Below are 19,697 nucleotides of genomic sequence, written 5' to 3'. Positions count from 1 at the left end.
CGGGTACGCTATCCTGCGTGCTATTGTTGACTAGACACCGCTGCGTAAGGAAACCTCGTGTTACTGCTCAAACGCTTCTCTCTTTTTTGCCTGCTTGCCTGCTTGCCGTTGCTGGCGCAAGGCCAATGGTTTTCGTCCAGCAATCAAAGCGATTTTCTGCCTGTCATGGAGGCGTTTCAACCTACCGCCTGGCATGACGAAGAGACGCTCTATATCGGTATCGACATTGCCGATGAATATTATCTTTATCGACACCAGCTCGCGGTCACCAGCCTGCAGGAAGATCTCAGCCTGGAAGCCCCCATCATCGCCGAAGGAACGTTCACCAACGATGAGTTCATGGGTGACGTGTATATCTTTCGCGACAGCCTGGTGTTCGAAGTACCCTTTTCTGCCCCCCACGCGGGTCCGGCCAACATCGAGCTGACCTTCCAGGGATGCGCCGATGCCGGACTTTGCTACCCGCCCGAACGGGTCACTCTGGAGGCTCCGCAAGCGTCGCCACCTGCCCAGTTCGCACAATGGAGTGAACGCCAAGGGGCGGCTGATCCCGTCAATACCGCGCGTTCAGACGATGCTCAATCTTCCATCGCCCAACCCTCCGGCTTTAATGCCCCGCAAAGCGAGGACAGCCGTTTTCGCAACCTGATGAGCGAGGCCAGCCTGCCCTTGATGCTCGGGCTGTTCTTTGTGGCAGGAATCGGCTTGACCTTTACGCCCTGCGTCCTGCCCATGATTCCTATTCTTTCCTCCATCGTGGTAGGGCAAAACCCGACCAGGCCCCGGGCTTTCGTGCTGTCAGCCAGCTACGTGCTGGGCATGGCCAGCACCTATGCGCTGGTGGGCGTATTGATGGGCCTGTTCGGCGCAGGCTTGAACCTGCAGGCACACCTTCAGTCGGCGCCGGTGCTCATCACGTTTGCACTGCTGTTCACTCTGTTTGCCTTGGCCATGTTCGGCGCTTTCGATCTGCGCGTTTCTCCTCGAGTCGCCAATACCGTCGACGCCTGGCAGGCGCGTGCCCAACGCAGCGGCCCGGCAGGCCTGGCCCTGGCGGGAGCCCTTTCGGTGCTGGTGGTTTCACCGTGCGTCACCGCGCCACTGGCGGGCGCCCTGGTGTTCATATCATCCACCGGTGATGCCATGGTGGGGGGCGCAGCTCTCTTTGCACTAGGCCTGGGCATGGGCGTGCCGCTCCTGCTGGTAGGCACCTTTGGCACGACGCTGCTACCGCGTTCGGGCGCCTGGATGAACGGCGTCAAGGTCGCGTTTGGCCTGCTGATGCTGGGGGTCGCCATCTGGATGATCGAACGTCTCGTTGCCCCCTCTCTTGCCCTGCTGCTCTGGGCAGCCCTGGCCATCGGTACTGCCCTGACGCTGGGCGCCTTGACACTCCAGCACACCTCAGGCTGGGCCAAGGCGCGCCAGACCTTGGGCCTGATGCTGCTGGCCTGGGGGATAGCCCTGGTGCTGGGAGCGGCTCAGGGCGGCACCAATCCGCTACGCCCATTGATGCTAGGCAGCAGCTCGACCTCGTCAGCCGAAACGCCACTGGCCTTTGAAACGGTCAGTACGCTGAGCGAACTACAATCCCAACTGGCACAAGCCGCGCAATCCGACCAGCCGGTATTCGTGCACTTCACTGCCGATTGGTGCATATCCTGCAAGTTGATGGAACGAGACGTCTATCCCAACCCGCAGGTGGCCGCGCAATTGAACGATTTTCAACGCGTCGCGGTCGATGTTACCAACACCAACGCAGACAGCAGGGCGTTACTGAATCACTTCGACCTGTTTGGACCGCCCAGCCTGCTGTTCTTTCACCAAGGCGAAGAAGTGCGCGACGCACGTATACAAGGCGAAGTCACGGCACAAGCATTGGCACAGCACCTCGATTCACTCAAGCGGTGGCAGCAAGGTTAGCCTTGCACTAGTCTGAATGACATGGCCAGCGCAGTACGGTGCGCTGGCCATTTTTTTAAGGCTATGTCGCCAACGTCGTTAAACGGTCGTTTAAGTCGCAAAATTCGTCACGGCTGAGGCGATCACTGGACAGTGCGCTACTTTTTCGGCAAACTCCGCAGCCATATTTGCTAAAAAGCTCATCTTTTAGCGTTTACACAAGGGTAACGTTCGCCATCGTGCAGCGTTCTCCTCGTTTTAAAATCAGGTTTACTGCGCCGCACGCAAGCAGGCAGGTTCGACCTGCTGCGTTGTGTTTTATTGATTAACGTTTGGGGCTATATAGATGGATATTCGTAAGGTCAAAAAGCTGATCGAGCTGCTGGAAGAGTCCAACATCAGCGAAATCGAAATTCAGGAAGGCGAAGAATCGGTTCGTATCAGCCGCCATCCGAATGGAGTCAGCTGGCAGCCACAGCCAATGCCGCAATACGCCCAGCCCGCATACGCGCCACAGGCGGCCGCGCCAAGCGCCCCCAGCGCCGAAGCGGAACCCCAAGGTGCCAGCTATCGCGGTGAAGCCGTCAACTCCCCCATGGTCGGCACTTTCTACCGCAGTCCGGCCCCAGGCGCCAAGGCCTTCGTTGAAGTTGGCGACACCGTGAAGCAAGGCGACACCGTGTGCATCGTCGAAGCCATGAAAATGATGAACCAGATCGAAGCCGACCGTGATGGCGTGGTCGAAGCCATTCTGGTGGAAGATGGCGAGCCGGTGGAATTCGATCAGCCCATGATCGTCCTCGCTTAATCTTTCATTACGATACGGGTGGACTCTCCCATGCTGGACAAGGTACTTATCGCGAACCGCGGCGAGATAGCCCTACGCATCTTGCGAGCGTGTAAAGAGCTAGGCATCAAGACCGTAGCGGTTCACTCCAAAGCCGACCGCGAGCTGATGCACGTTCGCCTGGCAGACGAAGCCGTCTGCATCGGCCCTGCTGCTTCCGCGCAATCCTACTTGAACATCCCAGCCTTGATCAGCGCCGCCGAGGTGACGGATTCGAGCGCGATTCACCCGGGCTATGGCTTCCTTTCCGAGAACGCCAACTTCGCCGAGCAGGTAGAACGCTCAGGCTTCACCTTTATTGGCCCCCGTGCAGAGACCATTCGCCTGATGGGCGACAAGGTCAGCGCCATCGAGGCCATGAAGGCAGCAGGCGTCCCGACCGTCCCTGGTTCGGATGGCCCTCTGGGCGATGACGATGCCACCAACATGGCCACTGCGCGCCGCATTGGCTACCCGGTGATCATCAAGGCCGCGGCGGGCGGCGGCGGGCGTGGCATGCGCGTGGTGCATACCGAAGGGCACCTGCTGTCTGCCATTACCGTGACCCGCACCGAAGCGCATGCTGCTTTTGGTGACGGCACGGTCTATATGGAGAAGTTTCTCGAGAAGCCTCGCCATGTCGAAGTGCAAGTACTTGCCGATGGCCAAGGTAACGCGATTCACCTGTTCGACAGGGACTGCTCCCTGCAGCGCCGCCACCAAAAGGTGCTCGAAGAGGCCCCAGCGCCAGGCCTCGACCCCGAGGCACGCGCCAAGGTTCTGGAAGCCTGCCGTCAGGCCTGTATCGAGATCAACTATCGTGGCGCCGGCACCTTCGAGTTCCTCTACGAAGAGGGTGAGTTCTTCTTCATCGAGATGAACACTCGGGTTCAGGTGGAGCATCCCGTGACCGAGATGGTCACCGGCGTGGATATCGTCAAGGAGCAGCTGCGCATCGCCGCCGGCATGCCCCTGTCGATTCGCCAGGAAGACGTTCAGCTCAATGGGCACGCCTTCGAATGCCGTATCAATGCCGAAGACGCACGTACGTTCATGCCGTCTCCCGGCAAAGTGACGCTGTTCCACGCTCCCGGCGGCCTGGGCGTTCGTATGGACTCGCATCTTTACACGGGCTACACCGTTCCACCGCATTACGATTCGCTGATCGGCAAGCTGATCACATGGGGCGCCGATCGCGACATCGCGCTGACCCGCATGCGCAATGCGCTGGACGAACTGCTGGTGGAAGGCATCAAGACCAATATCGACCTGCAGAAAGACCTGGTTCGAGACAGCTACTTCCGCCAGGGTGGCGTCAACATCCATTACCTGGAAAAGAAGCTGAGCAGCTAGGTAGTGACCTGATGCTTGCAAACCTGACGCCTCCTCATCGGAGTAACGCCAGGTTGTCTACGCGGGGTGGCGATTGCCACCCCGTGAGCGTTTCATGACCATTCACTGACCCCGTGGAGACTTCTCATGCCCTGGCTGCAATTAAAAGCGCACGTTGCTCCTGAGCAGGCCGAGCTTCTTGAAGAGCTGCTGCTGGACGAGGGTGCTACGGCCATCGGCCTCCAGGATGCCCACGACGACCCTGTCTTCGAACCAGAACGAGGCACCACGCCACTCTGGCAAGATACCGTATTGACGGGACTGTATGATGACCTCGATGGCATCAGCGAGATGCTGGAGCGTATCGAGGCCGCCTGGGCAGAACACATGCCCGGCGAATCCTGCCCCACCATTGAGTACGAGCTGCTGGCCGACCGGGACTGGGAGCGGGAATGGATGGATGACTTCACTCCCCTGCGCATGGGCCAGCGGCTGTGGATCGTGCCCAGCTGGCTGGAGCCCCCCGAAGCAGAGGCGGTCAACCTGATCCTGGACCCTGGCCTGGCCTTTGGTACCGGCACGCACCCCACCACCGCACTCTGCCTGGAATGGCTCGACCACCTGGCCGTACAAGGCGTTCTGACCCACCAGCGCGTGCTGGACGTGGGCTGCGGCTCAGGCATTCTGGCCATTGCTGCCCTAAAACTGGGGGCGTCCAGCGCCGACGGAACCGACATCGATCCGCAGGCGCTGCAAGCCAGTCGCGACAATGCGGAGCGCAACGGTATTGCCGAACAGGCCTTGTCACTTTACTACCCCGAGCAACTGGCCGATGACCAGACCTACCCTATCGTGACGGCCAACATTCTGGCCGGCCCGCTGGTCGAACTGTCGGGCATGATTGCCAGCCACGTGGCACCCGGAGGCCACATTGCGCTCTCGGGCATTCTTGCCAAGCAGGCCAACGACGTGCTGGAAGCATATGAAGCCCAAGGACTTATCATGGAAGAGCCGACCCTGCGTGAAGGCTGGGTACGCTTGACCGGCTGGAGACCCGCATAATTTGCTGCGCTTTCCTTCATTACTGCGGCGAGTAGGCGTATCATACGCTCCCTTGAAACGCGCTATTCGTCGTTTTCATGCCTATCAAAGTGCACCGCCATGACCATGATGACTATCCAGCCCCCTGCGATTGGGCCTTATCAACTGCCCAACCCCGTGATACTTGCGCCCATGGCAGGTGTCACCGATCGCCCTTTCCGGCAGCTGTGCCGGCGCCTGGGGGCGGGCTGGGTGGTGGGTGAAATGGTCACGTCTGATCCTTCGCTCTGGCACACGCGCAAATCGCAGCTGCGTATGGATCATCAAGGCGAACCGGCGCCCCGGGTAGTACAAATTGCCGGTGGCGATGCGCAGATGCTGGCCGAAGCAGCTCGCCTGAATGCCGAACTGGGCGCGCAGATCATCGACATCAACATGGGCTGCCCCGCCAAGAAAGTGTGCAACAAGGCCGCTGGCTCAGCGCTGCTGCGCGATGAAGCCCTAGTGGCCGAGATTCTCGATGCGGTGGTCAGTGCCGTCGATATTCCCGTGACGCTCAAGATCCGCACGGGCTGGTGCGCCGACTCCAACAATGGCCTGCGGATTGCCCAACTGGCCGAGTCGGCAGGCATACAAGCGCTGGCCGTCCATGGACGCCACCGCCAGCAGCGCTACACGGGTGAAGCCGAATACGACACCATCGCCGAGATCAAGTCACGACTCTCCATTCCCGTCATTGCCAATGGCGACATCACTTCGCCAGAGAAGGCGGCCCGCGTGCTGCGCCATACCGGTGCCGATGCGGTCATGATTGGTCGTGGTGCCCAGGGCAACCCGTGGATCTTCCAGCAGATCACTCACTACCTGACCCATGGCGAGCACTTGCCCGCCCCTGAGCTGGCAGAGCGCCGCCAAGTGTTGACCGAGCACCTGCACGCCCTGCACGCGTTCTACGGCGACACCATGGGCGTGCGCATTGCACGCAAACATGTGGGCTGGTACCTCGATGAAGACACACGCTTCACCCATACCGAGCAGCGCCGCTTGAAGCAGCAGTTCAATGCGCTCGCATCACCCGATGCGCAGTTTCAATGGATTGATGACGCCATGACCCATAGCGCCTCCCAGCATTTGCTAGCCAAAGGAACCCATGCCGCATGACTGAACGCGACCTGCTCTCAAGCGAAAGTTCATCACCACTGGCGGGCACCCTGGCGGACCCGGCGACCACGGCCCAGCCTCAACCGCTGCGGGAAGCTGTCGAAACGGCCATGCGTCGCTATTTCGAGCACCTTGATGGAGGTCAGGCATCGGACCTGTATGCCATGGTGATGGCCGAAGTGGAGGCGCCGTTACTGGCCTGCGTGCTGGAGCACACCGACGGCAACCAGACCCGTGCCGCCGACGTGCTGGGCCTGAACCGCGGCACGCTGCGCAAAAAGCTCAAGCTGTATGGACTGATCGATCGTGACGCCCCTTAAGGGGCGTTGCCGTTTTTAAACCTGGCTGTTCCAACCCTAGACCTGATACATGAGCACTCCCATGGCTGATAGCACCGCTACCCCCGTCCGCCGCGCCCTGCTGAGCGTCTCCGATAAAACCGGCATTGTCGAGTTCGCACAGGGCCTCGTGAAACATGGCGTCGAACTGCTCTCGACCGGCGGCACCTACCGACTGTTGCAAGAGAACGACGTCCCCGTGACCGAAGTCTCCGAACATACCGGTTTTCCAGAAATCATGGACGGCCGGGTCAAGACCCTGCACCCCAAAATCCATGGTGGCATTCTGGCCCGTCGCGGTCAGGACGACGCCGTGATGGCCGATAACGATATCAGCCCCATCGACATGGTCGTGGTGAACCTCTACCCGTTCGCGGCCACCATCGCCAAACCGGATTGCACGCTGGAAGACGCCATCGAGAACATCGACATTGGTGGCCCTACCATGGTGCGCGCCTGCGCCAAGAACCATGCCTACACCACTATCGTCGTCAACGCGGACGACTACTCCCGCGTGTTGAACGAGCTGTCCAGGCATGGCGGCCAGGTGACTCAGCCGACGCGTTTCGACCTGGCCGTCAAGGCATTCGAACACACGGCGGGTTATGACGGCGCCATTGCCGACTACCTGGGCCGCAAAGTGGCCAGCGAAGAAACCACATTCTCGCGCACGTTCAACCTGCAACTGCACAAGAAGCAGGACATGCGCTACGGTGAAAACCCGCACCAGCAGGCAGCTTTCTACGTCGACCCCGAGGCCAGCGAGCCCAGCGTGTCTACCGCTCGCATGCTTCAAGGCAAGCCGCTCTCTTTCAACAACGTGGCCGATACCGATGCTGCCTTCGAGTGCGTCAAGGCTTTCGATGACACCGCCTGCGTCATCGTCAAGCACGCCAACCCCTGCGGAGTAGCGGTGGGCGCCAACGCCCTGGAAGCGTACGACAAAGCGTTTGCCACCGATCCTACCAGCGCCTTTGGCGGTATTATCGCCTTCAACGTCGCCCTGGATGCCGCCACCGCCCGCGCCATCGTTGATCGTCAGTTCGTGGAAGTCATCATTGCCCCCGGGGTAAGCGATGAAGCGGCCGCTATCGTGGCTGAAAAACAGAACGTGCGCCTGCTGGATGTCAGCGCACATTGGCCAGGCCAACCGCAGGCTGCCTACGACTTCAAGCGCGTCAATGGCGGGCTGTTGGTCCAGGAGCGCGACGAGGGTATGGTCAGTGAAGCGGAGCTGACGGTGGTCAGCGAGCGTGCGCCCACCGAGCAAGAGTTGCGTGATCTGGCGTTTGCCTGGCGCGTGGCCAAGTTCGTCAAGTCCAACGCGATCGTGTATGCCAAGGCTGGTCAGACGATTGGCGTGGGGGCGGGTCAGATGAGCCGCGTCTACTCCGCCAAAATTGCGGGTATCAAGGCTGCCGATGAAGGGCTCACGGTTCCTGGCTCCGTCATGGCGTCGGATGCCTTTTTCCCGTTCCGCGATGGCATCGATGCCGCCGCGGCGGCTGGCATCACTGCGGTGATTCAGCCTGGTGGGTCAATGCGTGACCAGGAAGTCATCGATGCGGCCAACGAAGCGGGCATTGCCATGGTCTTCACCGGCATGCGCCACTTCCGCCACTAAGCCTTTAAAAACCCCCTGCGAAGCACTTCGCAGGGGGTTTTTTTGAGGGTCACCCCAGATCGATGCACAGGTACTTGGTTTCCAGGTACTCCTCCAGCCCCTGATGCCCCCCTTCACGCCCCAGGCCGGATGCCTTGACGCCACCAAAGGGCGCTGCAGCGTTTGAAATCAGCCCGGTATTGATCCCCACCATGCCATACTCGAGCGCTTCGGCCACGCGCCACACCCTGGCCAGATCACGCGAATAAAAATACGCGGCCAGACCATACTGCGTATCGTTGGCCATTTCGACCGCCGTCTCCTCTTCGTCGAAAGGAAACACCGCTGCCAAGGGGCCGAACGTCTCTTCCTGGGCCACTTTCATGCTGTCGTTGGCAAAGCTGACCAACGTGGGCGTGAAGAAATTCCCCCCCAATGGATGTGGGTGGCCCCCCAACAACAGCTCGGCGCCCTTGTCGATGGCGTCCTGAACGTGTTCACTGACTTTTTTGACGCCATTTTCATCGATCAGCGGGCCAATATTGATCCCTTCTCGCGTCCCGTCACCGACTTTCAGCTCGCTGTTCATGGCCACGGCCAGCTTCTCGCAGAACGCATTGATGACACTGGACTGCACCAGAAAGCGGTTGGTACAGACACACGTCTGCCCCGCATTACGGAACTTGGCAGCCATGGCGCCTTCGACGGCAGCGTCCAGGTCGGCGTCTTCAAACACGATAAAGGGCGCGTTGCCACCTAATTCCAGGGAAATCTTCTGAACGTGCTCAGCGGCTTGAGCCATCAACTGGCTGCCCACCTCGGTCGAGCCTGTAAAGGTGATCTTGCGCACCTTGGAAGAGTGAGTGAGCGCCTCGGCAATATCCGCCGCACGCCCAGGCACGACGTTGAACACACCGCGCGGCACGCCCGCCCGTTCTGCCAACAGCGCCAAGGCGGTCGCCGAGAACGGCGTCTGGCTGGCAGGCTTCACGACGATGGTACAGCCCGCCGCCAAGGCGGCGCCTGCTTTACGAGTGATCATGGCCGCCGGAAAATTCCACGGCGTAATGGCACCGACAACGCCCACGGGCTGCTTGGTCACCACGATACGCTGATTGGCTTTGGCTGCAGGAATGGTTTCGCCGTAGACTCGCCGTGCCTCTTCGGCAAACCAGCGTAGAAAACTGGCCGCATAGGCAATCTCGCCGGCGGCTTCCTTGATCGGCTTGCCCTGCTCATAGGTCATCAGCATGGCGAGATCCTGCTGATGCTCCATCATCAGATCGTGCCACTTCATCAACACGTCGGCACGCTCTTGCGCCGTCATGCCGCGCCAGGCAGGCAGTGCAGCGTACGCAGCATCGATGGCACGCTCGGTTTCTGCCTTGCCCAGCTTGGGCATATCCCCTACGAGCTCACCCGTGGCGGGGTTCACCACCTTGATTTGCTCGCCACTGTCGGCGGCTACCCAACTGCCGTCGATATAGGCAAATGGGCAGTAAAGCTGTGTTTCTCTCAGCGCTTCCATGACAAACTCCTGACCAGAGGATGGCCTTTCAGGCTCATTGACCTCTTCATGCTAAGACGAAATGGCAGTCTTGACCAAGTTCTCGTCAGGAATCCTTGTACGTATCGCACCTTAACTGAGTGCGTGTCGGCCTTAACTGATCAGCGTCAGAAACTCTTGGCGCGTTGCCTGGTTGGTACGGAAGCCTCCCAGCATGACCGACGACGTCATGCTGGAGTTCTGCTTCTCCACGCCGCGCATCATCATGCACAGATGGCGCGCCTCGATCACGACGGCCACCCCTTTGGCTTGCGTGACCTGCTGCACTGCCTCGGCAATTTCACGGGTCAGATTCTCCTGAATCTGCATGCGACGTGCATACATGTCGACGATACGCGCAAATTTGGACAAGCCCAGAACCTTGCCGCTGGGCAGGTAGGCAATATGACACTTGCCAATGAAGGGCAGCAGATGGTGCTCACACATGGAGTAGAGCTCGATATTCTTGACCAGCACCATTTCGTCGGTTTGCGATTCGAAGACGGCCCCATTGACAAGCTCTTCCAGCGACTGTTTGTAACCTGCGGTCAAGAACTGCATGGCCTTTGCGGCGCGCTTGGGTGTATCGCGGAGCCCCTCGCGATCAGGGTTCTCTCCCAGGGCGGTGATAATCTGACGGTAATGTTGGGCGATATCGTCGGTCATGGTAGGCCTCATATTCGGTACGTGTTCGCTTTTACTGGATCGCCTTGTGCAACCTGCCATGCAAGAAACTGGCATGACATGAACACTGATGTGTCTTGTGCGGCATGGTGACGTCAATCTCGGCCATACCACTTCATTGTTGGCTCACCCTGTGCTGGGCGGCGCTTTATCGTCTTGCAAGCCGAAAGCCCTAACTTATACAAGAAATATACTCTAAAATAATTTATGTACAACAAGAGCGATACAGTTACGTATTCTAACGCACATGAAGTGGCTGTGGCAGAGTGACACGCTCCCCCCTTCGTGCCTATCGGTGCTGTGCTATGATGAAGGCACAATTTCCTGCCAGGCAGGCGGGTGCACTATATCGAGATCTCATTATGTCATTTAAATCATCAGCCTACTGGCTAACGGCCTTGCTTGGCACAGCATTCATCAGCCCTTTGCAAGCGGCAGAACCCAAACTGACGCTGCCCAGTGGTGCCAACCTGGGTGTAGAAGTGATCGAGACTCTGCGTTTTGACAGCCAGCATGCTCGTCACAATGATATTCTGCTACACCCTGCCCAAGTCGACGGTAGCTCCCACGAGCTGCCAGAGTATTGCCTGATGGTGGCTACTGCCCAACTGAGCGGCGAGCGGATACGTATCACCACGCAAGATGCTACTTGCATCGAGACCGAAGGCAGTGAAAGCGCCATCTATTCGGGAACGTTTGCCGCCAGCGCCTACGCGATGGATGGGCAATACGGGATAGAGTGCCCGTCGGGTAACTGTGAACTCTCCCCAGGCGAGGCCTTTCTACTGACCCTGGATGAAAACGTCAGTATCGATGCACAGGACAACCCCTCCGCCGAAATCAATGCAACGCGCAGGCAGGCCAACGGGGATGGCGTCGCCAACCCTATCCCCAGCGAGCGCCCCGACCCTGACCAGGCGCCCACAGGCAATCAATAAGCTGACACCAGCAACGGCGTGAACAGGCTGGCCTGGCGGTGCCAGGCCAGCTTAACGATTGCCGCCAGCAAGCCATACAGGCGATTTCAGCTGCAGGTTCTGCTGTTCGAGCAGACGAATGTGCTGATCCCAGTACCCCCGTTCTGCCACCCAGGGAAAAGCAGCAGGAAAAGCCGGATCATCCCAGCGAGATACCAGCCAGGCCGCATGACGAATCAAGCGATAGGCGCGCAATGGTTCGATCAACACCAACTCATGCTCGGGGAATGCCCTCACCTCTTCATACCCTTCGATCAACTCATCCAACTGCCCACGCCAAAGCTCAGGGTCGTCTACAGGCAGCAGCATCCAGACATCCTGGATGGCGGGCGCCATCAGGCAATCATCGAAATCCACCAGCGTAAAGTCATCATCCCGCCCCAAAATATTACCCAGATGGCAGTCACCATGAGCCCGCAGATGGGCGTCGGGGCTTAGCGACACGCGCGCCAACTGCCCCATCAACTTTTCCACCACGGTCTGGTATGCCCGGGACTGGTACTTATCCAAATGCGGGCTTGCCAGGACTCGCTGCGCGGCATCGGTAACGCCATCCGTGAGCGACAAACTCTTCCGATGCTGAAACCGCTGGCGAGCGGCAACGTCATGCAAGCGCCCCAAGACATTTCCCAGGGCAAACAGGTGTGCGGGGTTATCGAGCTCTGGCGCCTGGCCTGCACATTGGGGGAAAAGCGAAAAGCGGAAAGTTTGGTAGTGATGCAATGAAACGCCATCAGCTGAGCACCATGGCGCGATCACGGGGACGCCGGCCAGCGCCAGCTCCCTCAGGAAGTCATGCTCTTCCTGAATCGCGGCATCCGCCCAACGTTCGGGGCGATAAAACTTGACCACCCAGCGCTCGCCCTCTTCATCGCGAAACATCAGCACGCGATTTTCATAACTGTTCAAGGCAAAGGGCTCGCCTGCGGGCCAGATACCCACCGACTCGATGGCCGACATCACCAGGTCGGGCGACAGGCTGCTAAACGGGTGCGCCATGGATCACTCCTTTCATTGGGCCAGCCAGTATATCAACTCTTCTCCAGCGGCGTGCGAGACGCCGCCCACACGTCCACGCGCGTGGCACCCGCCGCCAGAGCCGCCAACGCCAGCGCATGCCCCGTGGCTCCCGTCGTGACCACGTCATCGATGATGATGACCCATTCTGGCAGTGGACCCGCCACGCGGTAGGCTCCTGCGAGGTTACGCTGACGCTCGGCTCGATTCAGTGACCGTTGCGAGGGCAGCCGCTTGTGACACTCAGCCTCCAGCACCGGAAGGTGTAGCCGCTTGCCCAATTGCCTGGCCAGCCACTGGGCCTGGTTGAAGCCTCGCTCGCGCGCCTTGGAAGGATGCATGGGCACCGGCAGCAACGCGCCCCCCAGTTGCACTGGAGGCGTCGAGAGCATCAGCTCGACCAGCAGCGTTCCCGCTCGCGCGGAACCATGAAATTTGAAGTCATGCACCAGTTCTGCCACGCCCTCCTGGTAGCGGAGTGCCGCCGTTGTATGCGTAAAGGCAGGGGGCGCTACCAGGCAGTGGCCACAGCGTCCACTCCCACCAACGGGCAAGGGTTCGGCACATTGCGGGCATGCCGACGTGTTCCAGGGCAGCTCCCGGAAGCACTGCGCGCACCACCCCTGCTCACCGCAATCCGCCGATAGGCAAAACGCACAGTAGCCCGGCAATTGGCGCGACAACCACTGGTTCACGTACTGAACCATTCGCATAGCCACCTCCTCTGCCAACTGGTTTAAAACAGGATGATTGCATTGACATTCATACGTTTATTGGTAGTATACGCAGCGTCTTCTGCGGATGTGGTGGAATTGGTAGACACGCTAGATTTAGGTTCTAGTGCCGTAAGGTGTGGGAGTTCGAGTCTCCCCATCCGCACCAATCACAACTTGCCATATGGCGGCTATGGCCACCAGCGCAAGATCTAGAATTCGGTAGCATTATGCTAACCGAATTTTTTTGTTTTTAGCCTCTATGCTGGTGAATGGAACACAGCACGTCTCAGGCTATATTTTCCGTTGTCCCATAATTGCACTTGAGAAGGATCTCGCCCCATGCAATGGCTCAATGATCACGCCCAGGCCATCTCTGCCGTGGCCAGCGTGTGCACTCTGTTCGTCTGGCTTTTCTACGCGCAGCTGCTCTACAACGGCTACGTTCGCCAACGCCGACCCCGCATCATCGTCAATCGTGGCAAGGGAGTAGGCACCGACGCGCTTTGCCTGATCAGCAACATGAGCAGCGAAGCAATTTATATCCAGCACCTCGTGGCAGTGCTTCATACCCCTGAAGGCGCCTACCCTTTGGATATCGTCGAGTATCAGCAGCAAAGTGGCGAGGAAAACGAAGCTTGCTACCGCACCCATCAAGGCCCCTTGCCCTCTGGCGACTACCTGCATATTCAAACGTTTGGTTCGATCGTCCAGCAACTGGCGCGCTACTGGAAATTGGATGACGCATTACTGCGTGAGCAGACGCTGACGCTGGAGATACGCGTCATCGCCATTTATGGCTCGGAGGACATGCCGGTAGGGGCTGCCCGACGCTTCCACCTCTCGCTCCAGGCAGAGCCAACACGCCAACTGGTGCCGGTTCATCTGGATATGCAGCGCATGAACAGTCGCCGTGACCGTCAACGCGTTGTAGAGTGGGCAAAAGAGATTGAGCTGCACAAAGCGCAATGAGGCACTCGATCGATAATGAACAGGGAAGCCAATGATGAGATTCACCGTTGCCACCATGTGCTTGAGCGTCATGCTTACGCCCTATTGTCTGCTTGCTGATGAAACGGACAGCGATTTGCCCGAGTGGGCCGAAGAGCGGGTCGAACCCTTTCGTGCCCGCGTTGGAGACTGGGTAGATAACACCTCTCGCAACATCGATGCCTTTTTTGGTGGCGACGACTCGGCTACGGCGCACAACGACTCTTACTTACGACTGGGGCAAGAGCTGGACTGGATGGAGGGTGACGGCACCAGTGGCGACATCAGCCTGCGCTACCGGATTGACCTGCCGACCACGGAAGATCGCTTGCGACTGATCATCGAGAGTGATCCTGAAGAGTCTCAAGGCACTCTGGCAGACCAGGGATCAGGCCGTCTGTATAACGACCAGCGTGATCGCAGCACCTCCACCTTTGGGTTTGATTGGCTGGAACGGCGTGACAAACGCGAAAACTGGAGCAACCGGGTGGGTGCAGGTATAAGGCTGCGCATGCCACTGGATCCCTACGTCCGATTCACCAGTGAACGGCTGTGGGATATAGGCGACGGGCCTTGGCAGCTTGAGTCCTACAACCGCGTTTCCTGGTTCAATAATGAAGGCTACTCAGCACGTACCTCCTGGGACATTGGCCGCCCCTTGGCAGACGATCTCCACCTGCGTTTCATCAGCACGCTGCAGTGGCGGGAAGAGGAAGATACGCTGGAATTCAGCGAAGTTGCTGAACTGAATCAGCGTCTCAACCGACGCAGCGCACTTCGCTACTCGGCCCTGGCGATAGGCGAAAGCGCCTCCAATCCGCGCATGACCAACTACTATCTGCAGACGCGTTACCGCAGAGACATTCACAAGGGCATCCTGTTTGGCGATGTCATACCGGAACTGCATTTCCAGCGAGAAGACAGTTACGACCCTCGCTGGGCCATGACGCTGCGCCTCGAGATGTATTTTCAGCGTGAAATACATCGCAACTATTTTCACTTCTAGATGTTCCTGGAGCCCTTGGGGCGCTGACCACGCCAGTCAAAGCCCCAAAGTCGCGATTTTTACAGCCTCAACCCCCCATCGCACTCGATGATCCGGGCCGTGAAGTAGTCATTTTCGAAAATGAACGCGACGCTGCGTGCAATATGTTCGGGCTGGCCCAGCTGCTTCAACGGCACGCTGTTGGCAATACGTTCCAGCATGTCGGGTCGCATGGAGGCCGTCATGTCGGTTTCGATAAACCCCGGCGCCACGGTACCGGTGCGAATACCATAGCGGGCCAGCTCCTTGCCCCAGGTCACCGTCAGCGCGTGTACGCCCGCCTTGGCAGCCGCATAGTTGCTCTGCCCCATGTTGCCCGCACGTGAAATACTCGAAATATTGACGATAACACCCGGCTGACCGGCCTCGATCATCTGGGTGACCGCTTCTCGGCCACACAAGAAAACGCCTGTCAGATTGACATCCAGCACTCGCTGCCAGGAAGACAGCGACATGCGCTTTTCCACCACCCCCTCTTTGGCTTTCACCAGCAGGCTGTCATCGGTAATACCGGCGTTGTTGACACAGCCACTCACCGCGCCCATGCGCTTGGCAATGTCGGCAAAAGACTGCTGCACCGAGGCTTCATCTGCCACATTGGTCACGAACGCCTGCGCTTCGATACCGGCCGCCGCCAAGTTCGAGACGGCCTCGTCCAACGCTTCACCGCTCATGTCGAGAAGGGCAAGACGCGCCCCTTGTGCGCCCAGATGTTTTGCCATGGCAAACCCCAACCCGCGGGCGCCTCCGGTAATCGCCACCACTTGCTCATTCAACTGCATGCGTCTCTCCTTTTCGAAACCAGGGGTTGTGCATTGCAGCATAGATAGCCGTCAGCAAAAAATCGACTCGGCCAACGCTTGCGCTCACTGCAGACAATGCAGATTGTTTTTTATAATTCTGACACCATATTGACTCATTACGTCTGTTCTGGAGTCGGTCATGCCCATTCTTCTCTTTATTTCCCTGTTCACACTACTGGACTTTGTGCTTCTTTTTACCGTGGGAAGCCGGATCGGGCTTCTGGCGACGCTGGCACTGGTGCTAGGCACGGGGTTTATCGGGCTGCACTTGATTCGCAAGGAAGGAGTCTCCACCCTGGCGCGTGCTCGCCAGCGTATGCAGATGGGAGAAATCCCCTCCCAGGAAGTGCTCACAGGTGCAGCCCTGATTTTCGGTGGCGCCCTGCTGTTGGCGCCCGGCTTTCTCTCGGATGCACTGGGCATTGCGTGCCTGCTTCCCAGCGCGCGGCAGCTATTGTTGAAGCTGATGGCCTGGCTAGGCGTCAAGGCCTCGCTGGTCACCCGTCAAGGCCCAACCCCAGAGCGTGAGCCACCCCATCAGCACGAGCCTGGCTCGACCTCCTCAGAGGGGCCGCTGGAAGGAGACTTCATCAGCAAGGATGAGTCTTCTCACAGGCAGTGAACAGAAGCAGGCCAGGCGCACTGATAATCCGCAATTTTTTTATGGCGCCCCCCTTGAAAGGCAGTGACCAGCCCCCACTTTTGAGTCAGCACACAACTTCGGTAATGCCTGATGGCGTTACCATTGACATGAAGGCAACAGGCCTTCGCTTTCCGCGGGTGCTGCCCACGGAAATTCCTTCAAGCTAATGGCCCCAAGGGGCTTTGACACTACTCAGGAGAACGTGAGCATGAATATCCGTCCTTTGCACGATCGCGTTGTGATCCGTCGCGTGGAAGAAGAGCAGAAAACCGCTGGCGGCATCGTGCTTCCGGGCAATGCACAGGAAAAGCCCACTCGTGGCGAAATCCTGGCAGTTGGTAATGGTCGCATTCTTGAAAGCGGCGACGTTCGCCCGCTGGATGTCAAAGTGGGTGACACGGTGATTTTCAAGGACGGCTACGGCGTCGAGAAGCAGAAGATCGACGGCGAAGAAGTTCTGATCATGAGTGAAGCCGATATCCTGGCGGTCGTTGAAGGCTAAAACGCCTCGGCTACCCATTTACGTTCATCGTTCAATTTCAATTTAGGAAGTAACGAACATGGCTGCTAAGCAAGTTAAGTTCTCTGATGACGCTCGTAAACGCATGGCGCGTGGTGTAGATATCCTGGCAAACGCCGTCAAGGTCACGCTGGGCCCGAAAGGCCGCAACGTGGTATTGGATAAGTCCTTCGGCGCCCCGACCGTCACCAAAGACGGTGTTTCCGTCGCCAAAGAGATCGAACTGAAAGACAAGTTCGAGAACATGGGCGCTCAGATGGTCAAGGAAGTCGCTTCCAAGACGTCTGATGCCGCAGGTGACGGTACCACTACCGCTACCGTGCTGGCCCAAGCCATCGTTGCAGAAGGCCTGAAAGGCGTGACGGCGGGCATGAACCCGATGGACCTGAAGCGCGGCATCGACCAGGCGGTCACCGCTGCCGTCAAGGAAATTCAGGCCATGTCCGTGCCCTGCACCGACACCAAATCCATCGCTCAGGTAGGCACCATCTCTGCCAACGGCGACAAGCGCATTGGCGAGATCATTGCCGAAGCGATGGAGAAAGTAGGTAAAGAAGGCGTCATCACCGTTGACGAAGGTCGCGGCTTCGAAGACGAGCTGGAAGTCGTCGAAGGCATGCAGTTCGACCGTGGCTACCTCTCTCCCTACTTCGTCACCAATCAGGACACCATGGCGGTCGAGCTGGAAGACCCCTACATCCTGCTGGTCGACAAGAAAATCTCCAACATCCGCGAGCTGCTGCCGGTGCTGGAAGGTGTCGCCAAGCAAGGCAAGCCGCTGGCCATCATCGCCGAAGACATCGAAGGCGAAGCGCTTGCCACGCTGGTAGTCAACAACATGCGCGGCATCGTCAAGGTAGCGGCTGCCAAGGCACCCGGCTTTGGTGATCGTCGCAAGGCCATGCTGCAGGATATCGCCATCCTGACCAACGGCACGGTCATCTCCGAGGAAGTCGGTCTGACCCTCGAGCAGGCAAACCTGGATCACCTGGGTACTGCCAAGCGCATCACCATGACCAAAGAGAACACCACCATCATCGATGGTGCTGGTGCAGAAGGTGACATCGAAGCACGCGTCAATCAGATCCGCGCGCAAATCGAAGACACCTCCTCCGACTACGACAAAGAGAAGCTGCAAGAGCGCGTTGCCAAGCTGGCAGGCGGCGTTGCCGTTATCCGCGTAGGCGCAGCTACCGAAGTCGAAATGAAAGAGAAGAAAGCACGTGTCGAAGACGCGCTGCACTCTACTCGCGCTGCCGTCGAAGAAGGCGTGGTACCTGGTGGCGGCACGGCGCTGGTACGCGTCATGGCCAAGGTACAAGGCCTGACGGGTGACAACGAAGACCAGAACCACGGCATCAACATGGCCCTGCGTGCCATGCAGGCGCCGCTGCGTCAGATCGTCACCAACGCCGGTGAAGAGTCTGCGGTGGTCATCAACCGTGTGAAAGATGGCGAAGGCAACTTCGGCTACAACGCACAGACCGGCGAATACGGCGACCTGTTCGAAATGGGTGTACTCGACCCTGCGAAAGTGACCCGTACTGCGCTGCAGTCTGCCGGTTCCGTTGCGGGCCTGATGATCACCACCGAGTGCATGATCGCCGACGACCCGGAAGAGAAAGAAGCTGCCCCGGACATGGGTGGCATGGGCGGAATGGGTGGCATGGGCGGCATGATGTAAGCCCCACCTCGCTCTGACGTAATACGTCCTTCAGAACCCCGCTTCGGCGGGGTTCTTTGCGTGTTACCATCCCCTTTCTTCTTGGCAGCTTTCAGGTTCGACGTCCCGTGCTTTCCAATATTCGTATCGTGCTGGTACACACCTTTCATCCCGGCAATATTGGCGCCACCGCCCGCGCCATGAAAACCATGGGCCTGACCCAGCTGGTGCTGGTCAACCACCCACGCGCCTTTCCTGACGAAGAGGCCACTCGACTGGCGGCGGGCGCTACCGATGTGCTGGACAACGCGCGCTGCGTCAGCACCCTGGAAGACGCCCTGCAGGACTGCGTTCAGGTGGTCGGGGCCAGTGCCCGATTACGCAGCATGCCGCTCCCCCACTTCGACGAACCGGACGACATGGCACAACAGGTCATTGCCAATGCCCATCAAGCCCCCGTGGCGCTGGTGTTTGGCCGCGAGCGTTCCGGCTTGACCAATGACGAGATCCGCTGCTGCACCCACCAGGTCAGCATACCGGCCAATCCGGATTACGGCATTTTGAATCTCTCGCAAGCCGTGCAGATTCTTGCCTATGAAGTGCATCGCGCCTGGCGACGTCGCGACGACAGTGATTTCGTCTATCAACGGCCCCTGGAAGCGGCGCCGCCCAGTCGCGAACAGTTTGGCTACTTCCAGGAACACCTGGGTCGGCTCATGCACGAGAGCGGTTTTTTGACCCAGCCCCACGCACGCACCGAAGAGCAGTTGCAGGCACTGTTCTCACGTGCCCAGCCAAGCCGCAAGGAATTATCGCTACTCCGCGGGCTACTAAGCGCCTTCGAGGCACACCTGCCCAAACAGTAAGCAGCGCACGCCAACCGCCAGACAAAA

Annotated in this window: 19 protein-coding genes and 1 tRNA gene; 15 read left to right on the top strand and 5 right to left on the bottom strand. The window is 58.9% G+C overall.

The window, feature by feature from the left end:
• The first annotated feature begins 57 nt into the window (after positions 1-57).
• The 7 genes from dsbD to purH all read left to right on the top strand — a co-directional run bounded on the left by dsbD (position 58) and on the right by purH (position 8,224).
• Positions 58-1,923, top strand: a complete 1,866-nt coding sequence (gene dsbD, locus LG409_RS08240) for a protein-disulfide reductase DsbD (protein WP_039178179.1) — start codon at positions 58-60, stop codon at positions 1,921-1,923.
• Between the two features lie 325 nt (positions 1,924-2,248).
• Entirely contained in the window at positions 2,249-2,710 is a 462-nt protein-coding gene (accB, locus tag LG409_RS08235) for an acetyl-CoA carboxylase biotin carboxyl carrier protein (RefSeq protein WP_039178182.1), read from the top strand.
• A 30-nt stretch (positions 2,711-2,740) separates the two neighbouring features.
• A complete protein-coding gene (gene accC, locus LG409_RS08230; RefSeq protein WP_039178186.1) occupies positions 2,741-4,081 on the top strand; it encodes an acetyl-CoA carboxylase biotin carboxylase subunit in 1,341 nt (446 codons plus the stop codon).
• 126 nt (positions 4,082-4,207) lie between these two features.
• Positions 4,208-5,122, top strand: coding sequence for a 50S ribosomal protein L11 methyltransferase (gene prmA / locus LG409_RS08225; RefSeq protein WP_227407995.1), 915 nt, complete (start codon positions 4,208-4,210; stop codon positions 5,120-5,122).
• A gap of 99 nt (positions 5,123-5,221) precedes the next feature.
• A complete protein-coding gene (dusB, locus tag LG409_RS08220) occupies positions 5,222-6,262 on the top strand; it encodes a tRNA dihydrouridine synthase DusB (RefSeq protein WP_227407994.1) in 1,041 nt (346 codons plus the stop codon).
• Positions 6,259-6,582 (top strand): DNA-binding transcriptional regulator Fis, encoded by a 324-nt coding sequence (gene fis, locus LG409_RS08215; RefSeq protein WP_016913715.1) that lies wholly within the window; start codon positions 6,259-6,261, stop codon positions 6,580-6,582. Before dusB ends, fis begins: the two co-directional genes overlap by 4 nt.
• A gap of 61 nt (positions 6,583-6,643) precedes the next feature.
• A complete protein-coding gene (gene purH / locus LG409_RS08210; RefSeq protein ID WP_039178194.1) occupies positions 6,644-8,224 on the top strand; it encodes a bifunctional phosphoribosylaminoimidazolecarboxamide formyltransferase/IMP cyclohydrolase in 1,581 nt (526 codons plus the stop codon).
• Between the two features lie 49 nt (positions 8,225-8,273).
• Here the strand turns inward: purH and LG409_RS08205 are convergent, their stop codons facing one another.
• Together LG409_RS08205 and folE are read right to left on the bottom strand one after the other, a co-directional pair.
• Positions 8,274-9,731, bottom strand: coding sequence for an NAD-dependent succinate-semialdehyde dehydrogenase (locus LG409_RS08205; RefSeq protein WP_039178199.1), 1,458 nt, complete (start codon positions 9,729-9,731; stop codon positions 8,274-8,276).
• Between the two features lie 132 nt (positions 9,732-9,863).
• Complete coding sequence (gene folE / locus LG409_RS08200) at positions 9,864-10,415, bottom strand: GTP cyclohydrolase I FolE (RefSeq protein WP_039178202.1); 552 nt, start codon at positions 10,413-10,415, stop codon at positions 9,864-9,866.
• Positions 10,416-10,795: 380 nt separating this feature from the next.
• On the opposite strand from folE, the gene LG409_RS08195 reads away from it, so the two are divergent.
• Positions 10,796-11,371: a hypothetical protein gene (locus LG409_RS08195; protein WP_039178205.1), complete on the top strand. Its 576-nt coding sequence runs from the start codon at positions 10,796-10,798 to the stop codon at positions 11,369-11,371.
• Between the two features lie 51 nt (positions 11,372-11,422).
• On the opposite strand, the gene LG409_RS08190 is transcribed toward LG409_RS08195, so the two are convergent.
• On the bottom strand, positions 11,423-12,409 hold the full coding sequence (locus tag LG409_RS08190) for a serine/threonine protein kinase (protein WP_227407993.1): 987 nt from the start codon (positions 12,407-12,409) through the stop codon (positions 11,423-11,425).
• A gap of 32 nt (positions 12,410-12,441) precedes the next feature.
• Complete coding sequence (locus LG409_RS08185; RefSeq protein WP_227407992.1) at positions 12,442-13,140, bottom strand: ComF family protein; 699 nt, start codon at positions 13,138-13,140, stop codon at positions 12,442-12,444.
• Positions 13,141-13,224: 84 nt separating this feature from the next.
• On the opposite strand from LG409_RS08185, the gene LG409_RS08180 reads away from it, so the two are divergent.
• The 3 genes from LG409_RS08180 to LG409_RS08170 all read left to right on the top strand — a co-directional run bounded on the left by LG409_RS08180 (position 13,225) and on the right by LG409_RS08170 (position 15,136).
• Positions 13,225-13,309, top strand: a tRNA-Leu gene (locus tag LG409_RS08180).
• A gap of 173 nt (positions 13,310-13,482) precedes the next feature.
• The gene (locus tag LG409_RS08175; RefSeq protein ID WP_227407991.1) at positions 13,483-14,112 is read left to right on the top strand and encodes a hypothetical protein; all 630 of its coding nucleotides are present in this window, start codon (positions 13,483-13,485) and stop codon (positions 14,110-14,112) included.
• A 34-nt stretch (positions 14,113-14,146) separates the two neighbouring features.
• Entirely contained in the window at positions 14,147-15,136 is a 990-nt protein-coding gene (locus LG409_RS08170) for a hypothetical protein (protein WP_144982633.1), read from the top strand.
• Positions 15,137-15,195: 59 nt separating this feature from the next.
• Here LG409_RS08170 and LG409_RS08165 read toward each other — a convergent pair whose 3' ends face one another.
• Complete coding sequence (locus LG409_RS08165; protein ID WP_144982630.1) at positions 15,196-15,957, bottom strand: SDR family oxidoreductase; 762 nt, start codon at positions 15,955-15,957, stop codon at positions 15,196-15,198.
• 160 nt (positions 15,958-16,117) lie between these two features.
• On the opposite strand from LG409_RS08165, the gene LG409_RS08160 reads away from it, so the two are divergent.
• The 4 genes from LG409_RS08160 to LG409_RS08145 all read left to right on the top strand — a co-directional run bounded on the left by LG409_RS08160 (position 16,118) and on the right by LG409_RS08145 (position 19,670).
• Positions 16,118-16,600, top strand: a complete 483-nt coding sequence (locus tag LG409_RS08160) for an FxsA family protein (protein WP_144982627.1) — start codon at positions 16,118-16,120, stop codon at positions 16,598-16,600.
• Positions 16,601-16,829: 229 nt separating this feature from the next.
• Entirely contained in the window at positions 16,830-17,123 is a 294-nt protein-coding gene (locus LG409_RS08155; RefSeq protein WP_016913703.1) for a co-chaperone GroES, read from the top strand.
• A 58-nt stretch (positions 17,124-17,181) separates the two neighbouring features.
• Positions 17,182-18,825: a chaperonin GroEL gene (gene groL, locus LG409_RS08150; RefSeq protein WP_016913702.1), complete on the top strand. Its 1,644-nt coding sequence runs from the start codon at positions 17,182-17,184 to the stop codon at positions 18,823-18,825.
• A 107-nt stretch (positions 18,826-18,932) separates the two neighbouring features.
• A complete protein-coding gene (locus LG409_RS08145; RefSeq protein ID WP_227407990.1) occupies positions 18,933-19,670 on the top strand; it encodes an RNA methyltransferase in 738 nt (245 codons plus the stop codon).
• Positions 19,671-19,697: the final 27 nt, after the last annotated feature.

It is taken from the genome of Halomonas sp. NyZ770, assembly GCF_020616575.1.
Classification (GTDB): Bacteria; Pseudomonadota; Gammaproteobacteria; order Pseudomonadales; family Halomonadaceae; genus Vreelandella; species Vreelandella hamiltonii.
This window is presented reverse-complemented; position numbering and strand designations above follow the sequence as displayed.